This window comes from Citrobacter sp. ANG330 (assembly GCF_047467925.1).
In the GTDB taxonomy this organism is placed as follows: Bacteria; Pseudomonadota; Gammaproteobacteria; order Enterobacterales; family Enterobacteriaceae; genus Citrobacter_A; species Citrobacter_A amalonaticus_G.
On the sequence record NZ_JASJUI010000013.1, the window covers coordinates 69,994 to 84,836 of the forward strand.

16 protein-coding genes are annotated in these 14,843 nt (G+C 54.1%); 14 read left to right on the forward strand and 2 right to left on the reverse strand.

The genetic code is table 11. The features are described from left to right. Positions 1-16: 16 nt before the first annotated feature. On the reverse strand, positions 17-361 hold the full coding sequence (locus QNN88_RS20980; protein WP_042326015.1) for a DUF2002 family protein: 345 nt from the start codon (positions 359-361) through the stop codon (positions 17-19). 161 nt (positions 362-522) lie between these two features. Between QNN88_RS20980 and QNN88_RS20985 the strand changes: the two genes are divergently transcribed. Further along, on the forward strand, positions 523-849 hold the full coding sequence (locus tag QNN88_RS20985) for a DUF883 domain-containing protein (protein WP_414241898.1): 327 nt from the start codon (positions 523-525) through the stop codon (positions 847-849). A gap of 54 nt (positions 850-903) precedes the next feature. Here QNN88_RS20985 and QNN88_RS20990 read toward each other — a convergent pair whose 3' ends face one another. Next, positions 904-2,238 (reverse strand): PLP-dependent aminotransferase family protein, encoded by a 1,335-nt coding sequence (locus QNN88_RS20990; protein ID WP_414241899.1) that lies wholly within the window; start codon positions 2,236-2,238, stop codon positions 904-906. A gap of 88 nt (positions 2,239-2,326) precedes the next feature. Between QNN88_RS20990 and QNN88_RS20995 the strand changes: the two genes are divergently transcribed. The 13 genes from QNN88_RS20995 to emrA all read left to right on the forward strand — a co-directional run bounded on the left by QNN88_RS20995 (position 2,327) and on the right by emrA (position 14,843). Further along, positions 2,327-2,758 carry a carboxymuconolactone decarboxylase family protein gene (locus tag QNN88_RS20995; RefSeq protein WP_414241900.1) on the forward strand — a complete coding sequence of 144 codons (432 nt, stop codon included), beginning with the start codon at positions 2,327-2,329 and terminating at the stop codon, positions 2,756-2,758. A gap of 190 nt (positions 2,759-2,948) precedes the next feature. Further along, positions 2,949-3,194 carry a glutaredoxin-like protein NrdH gene (gene nrdH / locus QNN88_RS21000; protein ID WP_414241901.1) on the forward strand — a complete coding sequence of 82 codons (246 nt, stop codon included), beginning with the start codon at positions 2,949-2,951 and terminating at the stop codon, positions 3,192-3,194. Then, complete coding sequence (gene nrdI, locus QNN88_RS21005; RefSeq protein WP_042999632.1) at positions 3,191-3,601, forward strand: class Ib ribonucleoside-diphosphate reductase assembly flavoprotein NrdI; 411 nt, start codon at positions 3,191-3,193, stop codon at positions 3,599-3,601. Before nrdH ends, nrdI begins: the two co-directional genes overlap by 4 nt. Then, on the forward strand, positions 3,574-5,718 hold the full coding sequence (gene nrdE, locus QNN88_RS21010; protein ID WP_414241902.1) for a class 1b ribonucleoside-diphosphate reductase subunit alpha: 2,145 nt from the start codon (positions 3,574-3,576) through the stop codon (positions 5,716-5,718). The genes nrdI and nrdE overlap by 28 nt, the downstream gene beginning before the upstream one ends. A gap of 10 nt (positions 5,719-5,728) precedes the next feature. Then, positions 5,729-6,688: a class 1b ribonucleoside-diphosphate reductase subunit beta gene (nrdF, locus tag QNN88_RS21015; protein WP_414241903.1), complete on the forward strand. Its 960-nt coding sequence runs from the start codon at positions 5,729-5,731 to the stop codon at positions 6,686-6,688. Between the two features lie 355 nt (positions 6,689-7,043). Then, on the forward strand, positions 7,044-8,246 hold the full coding sequence (gene proV, locus QNN88_RS21020; RefSeq protein WP_414241904.1) for a glycine betaine/L-proline ABC transporter ATP-binding protein ProV: 1,203 nt from the start codon (positions 7,044-7,046) through the stop codon (positions 8,244-8,246). Then, positions 8,239-9,303 (forward strand): glycine betaine/L-proline ABC transporter permease ProW, encoded by a 1,065-nt coding sequence (gene proW, locus QNN88_RS21025; RefSeq protein WP_414241905.1) that lies wholly within the window; start codon positions 8,239-8,241, stop codon positions 9,301-9,303. The genes proV and proW overlap by 8 nt, the downstream gene beginning before the upstream one ends. 68 nt (positions 9,304-9,371) lie before the next feature. Then, on the forward strand, positions 9,372-10,367 hold the full coding sequence (gene proX, locus QNN88_RS21030; protein ID WP_414241906.1) for a glycine betaine/L-proline ABC transporter substrate-binding protein ProX: 996 nt from the start codon (positions 9,372-9,374) through the stop codon (positions 10,365-10,367). 196 nt (positions 10,368-10,563) lie between these two features. Then, a complete protein-coding gene (locus QNN88_RS21035; protein ID WP_414241907.1) occupies positions 10,564-11,748 on the forward strand; it encodes an MFS transporter in 1,185 nt (394 codons plus the stop codon). 114 nt (positions 11,749-11,862) lie between these two features. Then, positions 11,863-12,600 carry an AzlC family ABC transporter permease gene (locus QNN88_RS21040; RefSeq protein WP_414241908.1) on the forward strand — a complete coding sequence of 246 codons (738 nt, stop codon included), beginning with the start codon at positions 11,863-11,865 and terminating at the stop codon, positions 12,598-12,600. After that, positions 12,590-12,925 (forward strand): L-valine transporter subunit YgaH, encoded by a 336-nt coding sequence (gene ygaH / locus QNN88_RS21045; protein WP_042326037.1) that lies wholly within the window; start codon positions 12,590-12,592, stop codon positions 12,923-12,925. Before QNN88_RS21040 ends, ygaH begins: the two co-directional genes overlap by 11 nt. Positions 12,926-13,015: 90 nt before the next feature. Continuing rightward, the gene (gene mprA / locus QNN88_RS21050; protein WP_414241909.1) at positions 13,016-13,546 is read left to right on the forward strand and encodes a transcriptional repressor MprA; all 531 of its coding nucleotides are present in this window, start codon (positions 13,016-13,018) and stop codon (positions 13,544-13,546) included. Between the two features lie 124 nt (positions 13,547-13,670). Next, the gene (emrA, locus tag QNN88_RS21055; protein ID WP_414241910.1) at positions 13,671-14,843 is read left to right on the forward strand and encodes a multidrug efflux MFS transporter periplasmic adaptor subunit EmrA; all 1,173 of its coding nucleotides are present in this window, start codon (positions 13,671-13,673) and stop codon (positions 14,841-14,843) included.

Genomic DNA, 14,843 nt, shown 5'->3' on the forward strand with positions numbered 1-14,843 from the left:
ATCGCCAGTCGCTAAATTAATTCGCCTCGCCAAACAAACCATTCAAATAACGCTCAAGCGCAATACGCGAACTAAAGCCGTGGGGAATACCGTAGTGTTCGTGTGTGTCCCCGGCTAAATAAAGCGGAAAATGCTGATAATGATCGCAGGTTTTAATATCCGATGCTGGTTCAGCCAGAGAAGAACTCCGCTCTTTTAATGTCGGATGGATAACCAGCGCTGTGCGTCCCATACGCGCTTCGCGATTAACATAGACATAATTCTCGCCACGTCGATAACCGTACGTTTTCTGTGTCACCACATCAACGGTAAACCCCACTTTTTCAAGTACGCGCGCCACCTCGTCAGGTCGTAAATACATATGTTTTCCTCGTTATCTTTTACTGCGGGCTTACCTTACCTGATTCAGCATTAGCAACGCTTTCAGAAAAGTCCATAAACGCGTAATAACGGCGTGAACGGCCTCATAAGTTAAAAATATCGACTAAACTAAAAGTCACATCGAAATCACAGGAGGATCATATGTTTAACCGACCTAACCGAAACGACGTTGATGATGGCGTGCAGGATATTCAAAACGACGTCAATCAACTGGCCGATAGTCTGGAAGCCGTTTTGAAATCCTGGGGCAGCGATGCGAAGGATGAAGCAGAGGCTGCGCGACATAAAGCACAAGCGCTACTGAAGGAAACCCGCGCCAGAATGCATGGCCGGACCCGCGTACAACAGGCTGCCCGGGATGCCGTAGGCTGCGCCGATACGTTTGTCCGTGAGAAGCCCTGGTGTAGCGTCGGGACTGCCGCCGCGGTAGGGATCTTTGTCGGCGCGCTGTTGAGCCTTCGTCGCTAACGCTCTCAGGCGTATCCGGCCTGCAACGACTCTTGCTTACCGGATACGCTTCGTTTACGCAATCGCCTGTCGCAGCCGTTTTGCCACCTGACTCGCCATCTCTGGAGACGTGATATTCGTAAATGAAAGCAGCATTCCCCCCTGTCCGGCTGATTTGACCCGCCAGCGGCTAAGCGCCTGAACAGCCAGATTTGCCTCATTGGCTTTACGTACCCGCGCGACATCATCACCATCAACCGCAATTACCAGTTGTATCCCACCCTGTTGGGGCACGACCTGAAAACCTTGTTCGCCCAGCGCCTTTTCAGTCCATTCTCTTCGCTGTACATAGTGCTGACGCATTTTTTTCAGGTGTCGCCAGAAATGGCCATCGTGGATGAAATCCGCCAGTGTTTGCTGCCAGAGCAGCGGTACGCTACAGGCCATTCGTACTGCCTGCTGACGAAATCGTTCAACCTGGTTTACTGGCACCACTAGCCACGCACAGCGTAAGGCGGGGAACAACGATTTGCTGAACGTACCCGCGTAAATCACCCGCTGTGGCGCATCAAGACTTTTTAACGGCGGCAGCGGTTTACCGTGATAGCGAAATTCACTGTCATAATCATCCTCAACAATCCACGCCTGGGTATGGGATGCCCACTCCAGGAGTTGATGACGCCGTGATAATGACAGCGCGACGCCAAGCGGACTTTGATGTGCCGGAGTAAGCAACGCAAAACGCGCATTTGGATAGTCGCGGATCCCGACCGCCACATTCAGCCCGTCGTCATCCACCGGAACCGGCAGCAGCTTGACATTTTCCTGTTCAATCACCGGGCGGATCAACGGAAAGCCGGGATCTTCAATCCACATGCCATCGCCTGGCGTTGCCAGCGCACGCAGGATGAGGGTCATCGAAGCCGCATAGCCAGAAGTGATAAAAATCTGCCCGGGCAAACATTCAATACTGCGCGACACGCGCAGATAATCCACGATCGCCTGGCGCAATACGGCTTCACCGCACACGTCGCCGAGAGCCAGATCAAAACGTGTCTGCGTGCGTAATCGTCGCCCCATCACCCGCGCCCAGATATCCCGCGGAAAGAGATCCAGTGCGGGAAGCCCCATCTGAAAAGGCTGAGGGATTGTACTTTCCCCGGCAAAGACCAACGGTTCACTGATCGCCTGTTCCGGCTGCAATTGGGCGCTGACAAACGTTCCGGCCTGCCCGCGCCGTTCAAGCCAGCCCTGCGCCACCAGCTCCGCATAGGCGCTTTCCACCGTTGAACGTGAAATTCCCAGTTCCTGTGACCAGGTACGGCTGGATGGCAATCTGGCGCCGGGCTTGAGTTCCCCGCGCGCAATGGCGGTTTTTAACTGACGAGCAATGTCCTGGTAGCGCGGCATATGGTCTGCTTTTTCTATAAAAATATGGCTCTCTGATGCAGGCCATTATAGTGCTACATTGCCGGCCATCAACATGAGGAGATGCACAATGACGACGTTACGCCAACCCTACTACGAACTCAGCCCTGAAGTTTATAACGCACTGGTACAGGCGAAAACGGCACTGGAAAACAGCGCGCTGGATACCACGCTGATGGAATTAATATACCTGCGGATTTCGCAAATTAATGGCTGCGCGTTTTGTCTGGAGATGCACAGCAAAGCGCTGCGTAAAGCGGGCGTCGCGCAAAGCAAACTGGACGCGCTGGCCGGTTGGCGAGTCAGCCATCATTTCAGCGCGCAGGAGCAAGCGGCGCTGGCGTGGGCCGAATCAGTCACCGACATCGCCAGAACTCATGCCGAAGATGACGTTTATCTGCCGCTGCTCACGCATTTCAGCGCCCGCGAAATCAGCGACCTGACTTTTGCGATCGGCCTTATGAACTGTTTTAACCGCCTGGCCGTAAGCATGCGGATGTAATCCGGCGATTTTTCAGCATAAACTCCCGCTCCCCGCCGGGCTCATCGGTGGGGAGAAATCAATCGATAATTCCCATATCTTGTATGGTTGAAACTTATTTCAACTACATCTAGTATTCTCTCTATCAGTACACACCCAATCCGACGCGACTCATCGCGCCGTTTTCTCATTTTAGATGGAAATACGAATCATGCGCATTACTATTTACACTCGAAATGATTGTGTTCAGTGCCACGCCACTAAACGGGCGTTGGAAAGCCGTGGATTTGAATTTGAGATGGTAAACGTCGATCTGGTGCCCGACGCGGCCGATACCCTGCGCGCGCAAGGTTTTCGTCAGTTGCCGGTTGTCATTGCCGGCGAAACCCGTTGGTCAGGATTTCGTCCGGATATGATCAACCGTCTGCATCCGGAGCCTCGGGTAGCCAGCGCATGAACCCGCTCGTCTACTTTTCCAGCAGCTCCGAAAATACGCACCGCTTTATGCAGCGTCTGGGGCTGCCCGCTATTCGCATTCCGCTGAATGAACGCGAACGGATCCGGGTAGACGATCCCTACATTCTGGTGGTGCCTTCCTACGGTGGCGGCGGCACGGCTGGCGCAGTGCCGCGACAGGTGATCCGCTTTTTAAATGATGCTCACAACCGGGCGTTAATTCGCGGCGTCATTGCCTCTGGCAATCGTAACTTCGGCGAGGCGTATGGTCGCGCAGGGGAAGTGATCGCCCAAAAATGTGCCGTGCCCTGGCTCTATCGTTTTGAACTGATGGGAACCCCCGCCGACATCGACAACGTTCGAAAAGGAGTAAGCGAATTTTGGCAACGACAACCGCAGAACGCGTAACGCAGGAATCGCTGGATTACCATGCGCTGAACGCCATGCTGAATCTGTACGATAAAGCAGGCCGTATTCAGTTCGATAAGGACCGGCAGGCGGTAGACGCCTTTTTTGCCGCCCATGTTGTCCCCCACTCTGTCACGTTTAGCAGTCAGGAGGAACGTCTGCAAACGCTGGTGCGCGAAGGGTATTACGACGAAAGCGTTCTGGCACGCTACGATCGCGCTTTCGTGGTATCGCTGTTTGCCCGCGCCCACGCCAGCGGTTTTCGTTTCCAGACCTTCCTTGGCGCCTGGAAGTTTTACACCAGCTACACGCTGAAAACCTTTGATGGCAAACGCTACCTGGAAGATTTTGAAGACCGGGTGGTGATGGTCGCGTTGACGCTCGCGCAGGGTGATGAAGCGCTGGCGTCACAACTCACCGATGAGATGCTCTCGGGGCGTTTCCAGCCCGCCACGCCCACCTTCTTAAACTGCGGTAAACAGCAGCGCGGTGAACTGGTCTCCTGCTTCCTGCTGCGGATTGAAGATAACATGGAGTCGATTGGCCGGGCGGTGAACTCCGCGCTTCAGCTCTCCAAACGCGGCGGCGGCGTGGCGTTTTTACTCTCAAATCTGCGCGAAGCCGGCGCGCCCATCAAGCGCATCGAAAACCAGTCTTCCGGGGTGATCCCGGTGATGAAGATGCTGGAAGACGCCTTTTCCTATGCCAACCAGCTCGGCGCGCGTCAGGGGGCGGGCGCAGTCTATTTACATGCTCATCACCCGGATATTCTGCGTTTCCTCGATACCAAACGCGAAAACGCCGACGAAAAGATCCGCATTAAAACGCTCTCGCTTGGCGTGGTTATTCCGGACGTGACGTTCCGTCTGGCGAAAGAGAATGCGCAAATGGCGCTGTTTTCGCCGTATGACGTCGAGCGTCTTTACGGTAAACCCTTCGGCGATATCGCGATAAGCGAACAGTATGACAAGCTGGTTGCCGACGAACGCGTGCGCAAGAAATACATTAATGCCCGCGACTTTTTCCAGACACTGGCAGAAATTCAGTTTGAATCCGGCTATCCCTACATTATGTATGAGGATACGGTGAATCGCGCCAACCCGATTGCAGGCCGCATTAATATGAGCAATCTGTGTTCGGAAATTTTGCAGGTCAACAGCGCCTCTACCTGGGAGGAGAATCTTGACTACGCCCAAATCGGGCATGACATCTCTTGCAACCTCGGCTCGCTGAATATTGCCCACACCATGGATTCTCCGGACTTTGGCCGGACGGTTGAGACGGCGATTCGCGGGCTGACGGCGGTGTCAGATATGAGCCATATTCGCAGCGTCCCGTCGATTGCCGCCGGTAATGCCGCCTCCCACGCCATCGGACTGGGACAGATGAATCTGCACGGCTATCTGGCGCGTGAAGGTATTGCTTATGGTTCGCCAGAAGGACTCGATTTCACCAATTTTTACTTTTACACCATCACCTGGCATGCCCTGCATACATCGATGATGCTGGCGCGCGAGCGTGGACAGACATTTGCCGGATTCGCGCAGTCGCGCTACGCCAGCGGCGAGTTCTTCACGCAGTATCTGGAGCAGAACTGGACGCCGAAAACCGAAAAAGTCCGTGCGCTGTTTGCCCGTAGCGGCATCACGCTGCCGACGCGTGAAATGTGGCTGCAATTGCGCGACGAAGTGATGCGCTATGGCATCTACAACCAGAATTTACAGGCGGTGCCGCCGACCGGTTCGATCTCCTACATCAATCATGCGACGTCGAGCATTCACCCGATTGTTTCGAAAATAGAGATCCGCAAAGAGGGCAAAACCGGGCGCGTCTACTATCCGGCCCCGTTCATGACCAATGAGAATCTGGATATGTATCAGGACGCCTGGGAAATCGGCGCACAGAAAATCATTGATACCTACGCCGAAGCCACTAAACACGTCGATCAGGGCCTGTCGCTTACGCTGTTTTTCCCCGATACCGCCACCACTCGCGATATCAACAAAGCGCAGATTTACGCCTGGCGAAAAGGCATTAAGTCGTTATATTACATTCGCTTGCGACAGCTGGCGCTGGAAGGTACTGAAATAGAAGGCTGCGTCTCGTGCGCACTGTAAGGAGAGCGGTATGACATTATCACGCGTGAGCGCCATCAACTGGAATAAGATTCAGGACGACAAGGATCTGGAAGTCTGGAACCGCCTGACGAGTAATTTTTGGCTGCCGGAAAAGGTGCCATTGTCTAACGACATTCCGGCATGGCAAACCCTGAGAGCCGCTGAGCAGCAGCTCACCATCCGCGTTTTCACCGGGTTGACATTGCTCGACACCATCCAGAATATCGCGGGTGCGCCATCGCTGATGGCAGATTCCCTGACGCCGCACGAGGAGGCAGTGCTGTCGAATATCAGTTTTATGGAAGCGGTGCATGCCCGCTCCTACAGCTCCATCTTCTCTACACTGTGCCAGACTAAAGATGTCGACGCCGCTTACGCCTGGAGTGAAGAAAATGCGCCGTTACAGCAGAAGGCGCAAATTATCCTCGCGCATTACGCCAGCGACGACCCCTTAAAGAAAAAGATTGCCAGCGTATTTCTGGAATCGTTTCTGTTCTATTCCGGCTTCTGGCTACCAATGTATTTCTCCAGCCGCGGTAAGCTCACCAATACCGCCGATCTTATCCGTCTGATCATTCGTGATGAAGCGGTTCATGGCTATTACATTGGGTATAAGTACCAGAAAGGGCTGGAAAAACTGCCTCAATCCAGACGTGATGAGCTGAAGAATTTCGCCCTCGAGCTGCTGATGGAACTGTACGATAACGAAGTCCGTTATACCGAACAACTGTATGCCGACACCGACTGGGCTGAAGAGGTTAACGCGTTCCTTTGCTATAACGCCAACAAAGCGTTAATGAATCTGGGCTATGAGGCGTTGTTCCCGGCGGAAATGGCGGAGGTGAATCCAGCGATCCTTGCCGCATTGTCACCCAACGCCGACGAAAACCACGACTTTTTTTCCGGCTCGGGATCGTCTTATGTGATGGGAAAAGCCGTCGAAACGGAAGACGAAGACTGGAATTTTTAACGAAAATTAATACGGGGAATATCATTACAATATTTACGTTAATATTTTAAGCGGATCACGTTTTTATCACCCAACTATTTCAGGGTGATCTACACTCAATAGTTGCTGTCATATTCGCCTGAATTGCTGAAATTCAGGCGCATTTTTAGTGGTCTTGACAAAAAATATTGATCGGCGGTGGCTTGCTCTCAGCCCTTATATCATGGGAAGTCCCGGCAATTTGCCTTCTCTTCTATTTCCCCTCATGTCACATTCAGGGTTGTCTCAGATTCTCAGTATGTTAGGGTAGAAAAAGGTGACTATTTCTATCAGGTATCATATCGACATAAATAAATAACAGGAATCTTTCTATTGCATGGCAATTAAATTAGAAGTGAAAAATCTATATAAAGTATTTGGAGAGCATCCACAGCGCGCCTTCAAATATATTGAAAAAGGACTTTCGAAAGAACAAATTCTGGAAAAAACAGGGCTATCGCTTGGCGTTAAAAACGCCAGTCTGGCCATTGAAGAAGGCGAGATATTTGTCATCATGGGATTATCCGGTTCGGGTAAATCCACAATGGTACGCCTTCTCAATCGCCTGATTGAACCCACCCGCGGACAGGTACTGATCGACGGCGTCGATATCGCCAAAATATCGGATGCCGAACTCCGCGAGGTGCGCAGAAAAAAGATTGCGATGGTCTTCCAGTCATTTGCGCTGATGCCGCATATGACCGTTCTCGACAATACTGCATTCGGCATGGAATTAGCCGGAGTAAGTGCTGAGGAACGTCGCGAAAAAGCGCTGGATGCCCTGCGCCAGGTGGGACTTGAGAATTACGCCCACGGCTATCCGGATGAACTTTCCGGCGGGATGCGTCAACGTGTTGGTCTCGCCCGCGCATTAGCCATTAACCCTGACATCTTATTAATGGATGAAGCCTTCTCCGCGCTCGATCCCTTAATTCGTACCGAGATGCAGGATGAACTGGTGAAACTGCAGGCGAAACATCAGCGCACCGTGGTCTTTATTTCCCACGATCTCGACGAAGCAATGCGTATTGGCGACCGAATTGCCATTATGCAAAATGGCGAAGTGGTTCAGGTCGGTACACCGGATGAAATTCTGAATAATCCGGCGAATGATTATGTTCGCACGTTCTTCCGTGGCGTTGATATTAGCCAGGTCTTTAGCGCGAAAGATATTGCCCGCCGTAGCCCGGTCGGATTGATCCGTAAAACGCCGGGCTTTGGCCCGCGTTCTGCGCTGAAATTATTGCAGGATGAAGACCGGGAATATGGTTACGTCATCGAACGCGGTAATAAGTTCGTTGGCGTGGTCTCTATCGACTCATTAAAAGCGGCATTAAGTCAGGCCCAGGGCATTGAAGGGGCGTTGATCGACGAGCCACTGGCCGTCGATGCGCAAACCCCGCTTAGCGAATTGCTCTCTCATGTCGGACAAGCGCCGTGCGCGGTGCCGGTTGTCGATGAGGAACAACAGTATGTCGGCATTATTTCAAAACGCATGCTGCTGCAGGCTTTAGATCGCGAGGGGACAAACAATGGCTGATCAATCTAATCCGTGGGATACCGCACCGGCGGCCGATAGCGCCGCACAATCCGCTGACGCATGGGGCACGCCGTCCGGGACGCCTGCCGATAGCGGCAGCGCAGACTGGCTGACCAGCGCACCTGCGCCAGCACCGGAACATTTCAACATTATGGATCCCTTCCATAAAACGCTGATCCCGCTCGACAGTTGGGTCACCGATGGGATCGACTGGGTAGTCACTCATTTTCGTCCTGTCTTCCAGGGCATTCGCGTTCCGGTGGATTACATTCTTAACGGTTTCCAGCAACTGCTGCTGGGAATGCCGTCTCCGGTGGCGATTATCGTTTTCGCCCTGATCGCCTGGCAGATTTCCGGGGTGGGGATGGGGGTTGCAACGCTTGTTTCCCTGATTGCCATTGGCGCTATCGGCGCCTGGTCGCAGGCGATGATTACCCTGGCGCTGGTGCTAACCGCCCTGCTCTTTTGCGTGGTGATCGGCCTGCCGATGGGGATTTGGCTGGCGCGCAGCCCACGGGCGGCGAAGATTGTCCGTCCGTTGCTCGACGCCATGCAGACAACGCCGGCGTTTGTCTATCTGGTGCCGATTGTGATGCTGTTCGGTATCGGGAACGTGCCGGGGGTAGTCGTGACGATCATCTTTGCGTTGCCGCCGATTGTGCGCCTGACGATCCTCGGGATTAACCAGGTTCCGGCTGATTTGATCGAAGCGTCACGCTCGTTCGGAGCCAGTCCGCGTCAGATGCTGTTCAAAGTTCAGTTACCGCTGGCGATGCCCACCATTATGGCGGGGGTTAACCAGACGCTCATGCTTGCGCTCTCGATGGTCGTGATCGCCTCTATGATTGCCGTCGGTGGTCTGGGCCAGATGGTACTGCGCGGTATCGGTCGTCTCGATATGGGGCTGGCTACCGTCGGCGGGGTCGGCATTGTGATCCTCGCCATCATTCTGGACCGTCTGACCCAGGCCGTGGGTCGTGACTCACGCAGCCGCGGCAACCGTCGCTGGTACACCACCGGTCCCGTCGGGCTCATCACGCGCCCTTTCATTAAGTAATTCACCTGTTGCCCGGTGGCGCTGCGCTTACCGGGCCTACACGTCCCTCCAATAATTAAGGAACAACGATGCGACAGAAAATCATGATTGCCACAGCGTTTGCCACCCTTGTCTCTACCAGCGCTTTCGCTGCCGACCTGCCAGGCAAAGGCATTACCGTCCAACCGGTACAGAGCACCATCACCGAAGAAACCTTCCAGACGCTGCTGGTGAGCCGTGCGCTGGAGAAACTCGGTTATACCGTAAACAAACCGAGCGAAGTCGACTATAACGTGGGCTACACCTCTATTGCCTCTGGCGACGCCACCTTTACCGCCGTCAACTGGCAGCCACTGCACGACGATATGTACTCTGCGGCTGGCGGGAATAAGAAGTTCTGGCGCGAAGGCACGTTCGTCACCGGCGCCGCGCAGGGTTACCTGATCGATAAGAAAACCGCTGAGCAGTACAACATCACCAATATCGCCCAGTTGAAAGACCCCAAAATTGCGAAGATTTTTGACACCAACGGCGACGGCAAAGCGGACATGATGGGCTGCTCGCCAGGCTGGGGCTGTGAAGCCGTGATTAACCACCAGAACAAAGCGTTTGATCTGGAAAAAACCGTCGACGTCAGCCACGGTAACTACGCGGCGATGATGGCCGATACCATCACCCGCTTTAAAGAAGGTAAACCGATTCTCTATTACACCTGGACGCCTTACTGGGTGAGTGACGTAATGAAGCCAGGTAAAGATGTGGTCTGGTTACAGGTGCCGTTCTCCTCACTGCCGGGCGAACAGAAAGATATCGATACTAAACTGCCGAATGGCGCGAACTATGGCTTCCCGGTAAACACCATGCACATCGTTGCCAACAAGGCCTGGGCAGAGAAAAACCCGGCGGCGGCGAAACTGTTTGCCATCATGAAACTGCCGCTGGCGGACATTAACGCGCAGAACGCGATGATGCATGAAGGCAAAGCGTCGGAAGCTGACGTTCAGGGCCATGTTGACGGCTGGATCAAAGCCCACCAGCAGCAGTTCGACGGCTGGGTGAACGACGCGCTGGCAGCGCAGAAGTAATAGCCTCCTGAATGCCGGATGGCGCGCGATGCGCTTATCCGGCCAGGGATGGCCGGAAACGCGGTTCCCGGCCTGTTCCCTTCATTCTTCTCCCCTGACCGCACAATCCGGCACGCAACAAATTCCCCGCATTCATAAATGTCCGCTATGATTGATTCCCAAAGAAATCATCACCTGACTCACGATTGCGAACATAATGACCAAAACATCTCACGGGCTGAACCCGGCACTGATCGTTCTCATGTCAGTGGCAACCGGTCTGGCCGTCGCCAGCAACTATTATGCACAGCCACTGCTCGAAACCATCGCACGCAACTTTTCGCTTTCCGCAAGCTCAGCCGGTTTTATTGTTACCGCAGCACAGTTAGGCTACGCCGCCGGTTTGCTGTTTCTGGTTCCGCTTGGCGATATGTTTGAACGCCGGACGCTGATCGTCTCTATGACGCTGTTGGCGGCGGGCGGGATGCTCATTACCGCCAGCAGTCAGTCGCTGGCGATGATGATCCTCGGCACGGCGCTGACCGGGCTCTTTTCCGTGGTCGCACAGATTCTGGTACCGCTGGCGGCGACGCTTGCCACGCCGGATAAACGCGGCAAAGTGGTCGGGACCATCATGAGCGGTCTGCTGCTGGGCATTTTGCTGGCGCGAACCGTGGCGGGACTGCTGGCGAATCTCGGAGGTTGGCGCACCGTCTTCTGGGTCGCCTCCGTATTGATGGCGCTGATGGCTATCGCGCTGTGGCGCGGCTTGCCAAAGGTGAAGTCAGAAACCCATCTGAACTACCCGCAGTTGCTGGGTTCGGTATTCAGTTTGTTTGCCCGCGATAAACTGCTGCGCACGCGTGCGCTACTGGGCTGCCTGACCTTTGCTAATTTCAGCATTCTCTGGACCTCAATGGCCTTTTTACTGGCCGCCCCACCGTTTAACTATTCTGAAGGGATGATTGGCCTGTTTGGGCTGGCGGGTGCCGCTGGCGCGCTCGGCGCACGTCCGGCTGGCGGTTTTGCGGATAAAGGACATTCTCACCTCACTACCACCTATGGCCTGCTGTTATTGTTGCTTTCCTGGCTCGCTATCTGGCTGGGACACGCCTCAGTACTGGCGCTGATTGTGGGGATCCTGGTTCTGGATCTCACCGTACAGGGGGTTCACATCACTAATCAGACGGTGATTTACCGTCTTTATCCGGAGGCCCGAAACCGTCTGACCGCCGGGTATATGACCAGTTACTTTATCGGCGGCGCAGCAGGGTCATTGATCTCCGCCTCGGCCTGGCAGCATGCCGGATGGCTGGGCGTTTGCCTGGCAGGGACGACCGTTGCCGTACTGAACCTGCTGGTCTGGTGGCGAGGATTTCACCGACAAGAAGCTGCAATTTAAGCGCCCGGCAAGCGTTTGGGCTCCTGAGGGTGTTAAGGAGCCCCCCAGTCTGTTAAGGTGATAGGGATTATTAACCCTGATAATTTTAACATTGGTGATAACGCGCAAAACTCTATGGAAAGGCCCGCTTCTCTGCCCAATATCCCTCCGGCTACCTGCGCGGAAGGATTCAAAGACAGCTTACCCATCGTCATCAGCTATATTCCTGTTGCCTTTGCATTTGGTCTCAATGCCACCCGTCTCGGGTTTAGCCCGATTGAGAGCGTATTTTTCTCCTGCATTATTTATGCCGGCGCCAGCCAGTTCGTTATCACCGCCATGCTCGCCGCAGGCAGCACATTATGGGTTGCCGCCCTGACCGTCATGGCGATGGATGTACGCCATGTTTTATACGGTCCTTCCCTGCGCAGTCGTATCGCTCAGAAACTCAGTAAACCGAAAACCGCCCTGTGGGCGTTTGGTCTCACCGACGAAGTCTTTGCCGCTGCCACCGCGAAGCTGGTGCGGGATAACCGTCGCTGGAGCGAGAACTGGATGATTGGCATCGCGTTTTGCTCCTGGGCCTCCTGGGTGCTGGGAACCGTGCTCGGCGCCTTTTCCGGCAGCGGTTTATTGAAAGGATTCCCGGCGGTCGAAGCGGCGCTCGGTTTTATGCTCCCCGCGCTGTTTATGAGTTTTCTGCTGGCGTCATTCCAGCGTAAACAGTCCCTGTGCGTGACCGCCGCATTAGCGGGCGCACTGGCGGGCGTGACGCTGTTTTCCATCCCCGCAGCCATTCTTGCGGGGATTGTGTGTGGTTGTCTGACCGCGCTGATTCAGGCTTTCTGGCAAGGAGTTCCCGATGCGCTATGAGGTGCTGCTGCTCGGATTGCTGGTCGGCTGTGTAAATTATGGGTTTCGCTATTTACCGCTACGTCTGAAGATGGGCAATACCCGTCCGGGCAAGCGTGGCGCAACCGGCGTTTTACTCGACACCATCGGCATTGCATCAATTTGCGCCCTGCTGGTGGTGTCAACGGCCCCCGAGGTAATGCACGATGCCAGTCGCTTCGTGCCGACGCTCGTGGGTTTTGCTGTACTGGGTGCAAGTTTTTATAAAACGCGCAGTATCATCATTCCTACGCTATTAAGTGCTCTGGCCTATGGATTAGCGTGGAAAATGTTGGCGGTTTTATAGGTTGGAAAAATCATTTTAATTTAATAATACATTTACTTTATTTGTCACTGTCGTTACTATATCGGCTGAAATTAATGAGGTCATGCCCAAATGGATAGTTCGTTTACGCCCATTGAACAAATGCTAAAATTTCGCGCCAGCCGCCACGAGGATTTTCCGTATCAGGAAATCCTGCTGACTCGTCTTTGCATGCATATGCAAGGGAAGCTGCTGGATAACCGCAATAAAATGCTGAAAGCTCAAGGGATTAACGAGACGTTGTTTATGGCGTTGATTACGCTGGAGTCTCAGGAAAACCACAGCATTCAGCCTTCTGAACTGAGTTGTGCCCTGGGGTCATCCCGTACTAACGCGACACGTATCGCTGATGAGCTGGAAAAGCGTGGTTGGATCGAGCGCCGTGAAAGCGACAACGATCGTCGTTGCCTGCATCTGCAGTTAACCGATAAAGGCCATGCTTTTTTGCGCGAAGTATTACCGCCGCAGCATAACTGCCTGCATCAACTGTGGTCCGTTCTTAACACCGCAGAAAAAGAACAGCTTGAGCACATCACTCGTAAGCTTCTGACGCGTCTCGATCAGATGGACCAGGATGGGGCTATCCTTGAGGCGCTGAGCTAACGCGTCGACTCGCTCAATAATCCAGATTACCAAAGAAAATTGACTGGCCAGCACCTGAACGTGCTGGCCTTTCTGATAAACAGCTCGGCTCAGCCGACGAAAAAATAAGATCGTGGAGAACAACATGAGCGCAAATGCGGAGACCCAAACCCCGCAGCAACCGGTTAAGAAGAAAAGCAAACGTAAAAGTACGCTGCTCCTCCTGACCTTGCTCTTTATCATTATTGCCGTGGCATATGGGATTTATTGGTTTTTGGTACTGCGTCACGTCGAAGAGACCGATGATGCGTACGTGGCAGGGAACCAGGTTCAAATCATGGCACAGGTATCCGGCAGTGTGACGAAAGTCTGGGCGGATAATACGGACTTTGTTAAACAGGGTGACGTGCTCGTCACGCTCGATCAGACGGATGCCAGACAGGCATTTGAAAAAGCGAAGACCGCGCTGGCCTCCAGCGTCCGTCAGACGCATCAGTTAATGATCAACAGCAAGCAGTTGCAGGCGAACATTGCGGTGCAGAAAACAGCCCTCGCCCAGGCGCAAAGCGATTTTAACCGTCGCGTACCGCTCGGTAACGCCAACCTGATTGGTCGCGAAGAACTGCAACACGCGCGGGATGCCGTGGCCAGCGCTCAGGCGCAGCTTGATGTTGCCATTCAGCAATACAATGCCAATCAGGCGATGATTCTGGACAGCAAGCTGGAAGATCAGCCCGCCGTTCAACAGGCCGCCACCGAAGTGCGTAACGCCTGGCTGGCGCTCGAGCGAACGAAGATCGTCAGCCCGATGACCGGCTACGTGTCGCGCCGCGCCGTGCAGCCTGGCGCGCAGATCAGCCCCACCACACCGCTGATGGCTGTGGTTCCGGCCACTAATCTGTGGATTGACGCTAACTTCAAAGAGACGCAGCTTGCCCACATGCGCATCGGCCAACCGGCAACCGTGATCAGTGATATCTACGGCGATGACGTTAAGTACACCGGTAAAGTGGTCGGTCTGGATATGGGAACCGGTAGCGCCTTCTCTCTGCTGCCGGCTCAGAACGCAACCGGCAACTGGATTAAAGTGGTTCAGCGTCTGCCTGTCCGTATCGAACTGGATGCACAGCAACTGGCGCAACATCCGCTGCGGATTGGTTTATCGACGCTCGTCACCGTCGATACCGCGAACCGCGACGGCCAGGTGCTGGCCAGCCAGGTTCGCACCACGCCGGTGTCTGAGAGTAACGCCCGTGAAATCAGCCTTGCCCCGGTCAACAAACTGATCGAAGAGATTGTGCAGGCCAACGCAGGCTAA

Coding starts and splice junctions, on each gene's coding strand:
- QNN88_RS20980 (WP_042326015.1), bottom strand. CDS start 361: ATGTATTTACGACCTGACGAGGTGGCGCGCGTACTTGAAAAAGTGGGG.
- QNN88_RS20985 (WP_414241898.1), top strand. CDS start 523: ATGTTTAACCGACCTAACCGAAACGACGTTGATGATGGCGTGCAGGAT.
- QNN88_RS20990 (WP_414241899.1), bottom strand. CDS start 2,238: ATGCCGCGCTACCAGGACATTGCTCGTCAGTTAAAAACCGCCATTGCG.
- QNN88_RS20995 (WP_414241900.1), top strand. CDS start 2,327: ATGACGACGTTACGCCAACCCTACTACGAACTCAGCCCTGAAGTTTAT.
- nrdH (WP_414241901.1), top strand. CDS start 2,949: ATGCGCATTACTATTTACACTCGAAATGATTGTGTTCAGTGCCACGCC.
- nrdI (WP_042999632.1), top strand. CDS start 3,191: ATGAACCCGCTCGTCTACTTTTCCAGCAGCTCCGAAAATACGCACCGC.
- nrdF (WP_414241903.1), top strand. CDS start 5,729: ATGACATTATCACGCGTGAGCGCCATCAACTGGAATAAGATTCAGGAC.
- proV (WP_414241904.1), top strand. CDS start 7,044: ATGGCAATTAAATTAGAAGTGAAAAATCTATATAAAGTATTTGGAGAG.
- proW (WP_414241905.1), top strand. CDS start 8,239: ATGGCTGATCAATCTAATCCGTGGGATACCGCACCGGCGGCCGATAGC.
- proX (WP_414241906.1), top strand. CDS start 9,372: ATGCGACAGAAAATCATGATTGCCACAGCGTTTGCCACCCTTGTCTCT.
- QNN88_RS21035 (WP_414241907.1), top strand. CDS start 10,564: ATGACCAAAACATCTCACGGGCTGAACCCGGCACTGATCGTTCTCATG.
- QNN88_RS21040 (WP_414241908.1), top strand. CDS start 11,863: ATGGAAAGGCCCGCTTCTCTGCCCAATATCCCTCCGGCTACCTGCGCG.
- ygaH (WP_042326037.1), top strand. CDS start 12,590: ATGCGCTATGAGGTGCTGCTGCTCGGATTGCTGGTCGGCTGTGTAAAT.
- mprA (WP_414241909.1), top strand. CDS start 13,016: ATGGATAGTTCGTTTACGCCCATTGAACAAATGCTAAAATTTCGCGCC.
- emrA (WP_414241910.1), top strand. CDS start 13,671: ATGAGCGCAAATGCGGAGACCCAAACCCCGCAGCAACCGGTTAAGAAG.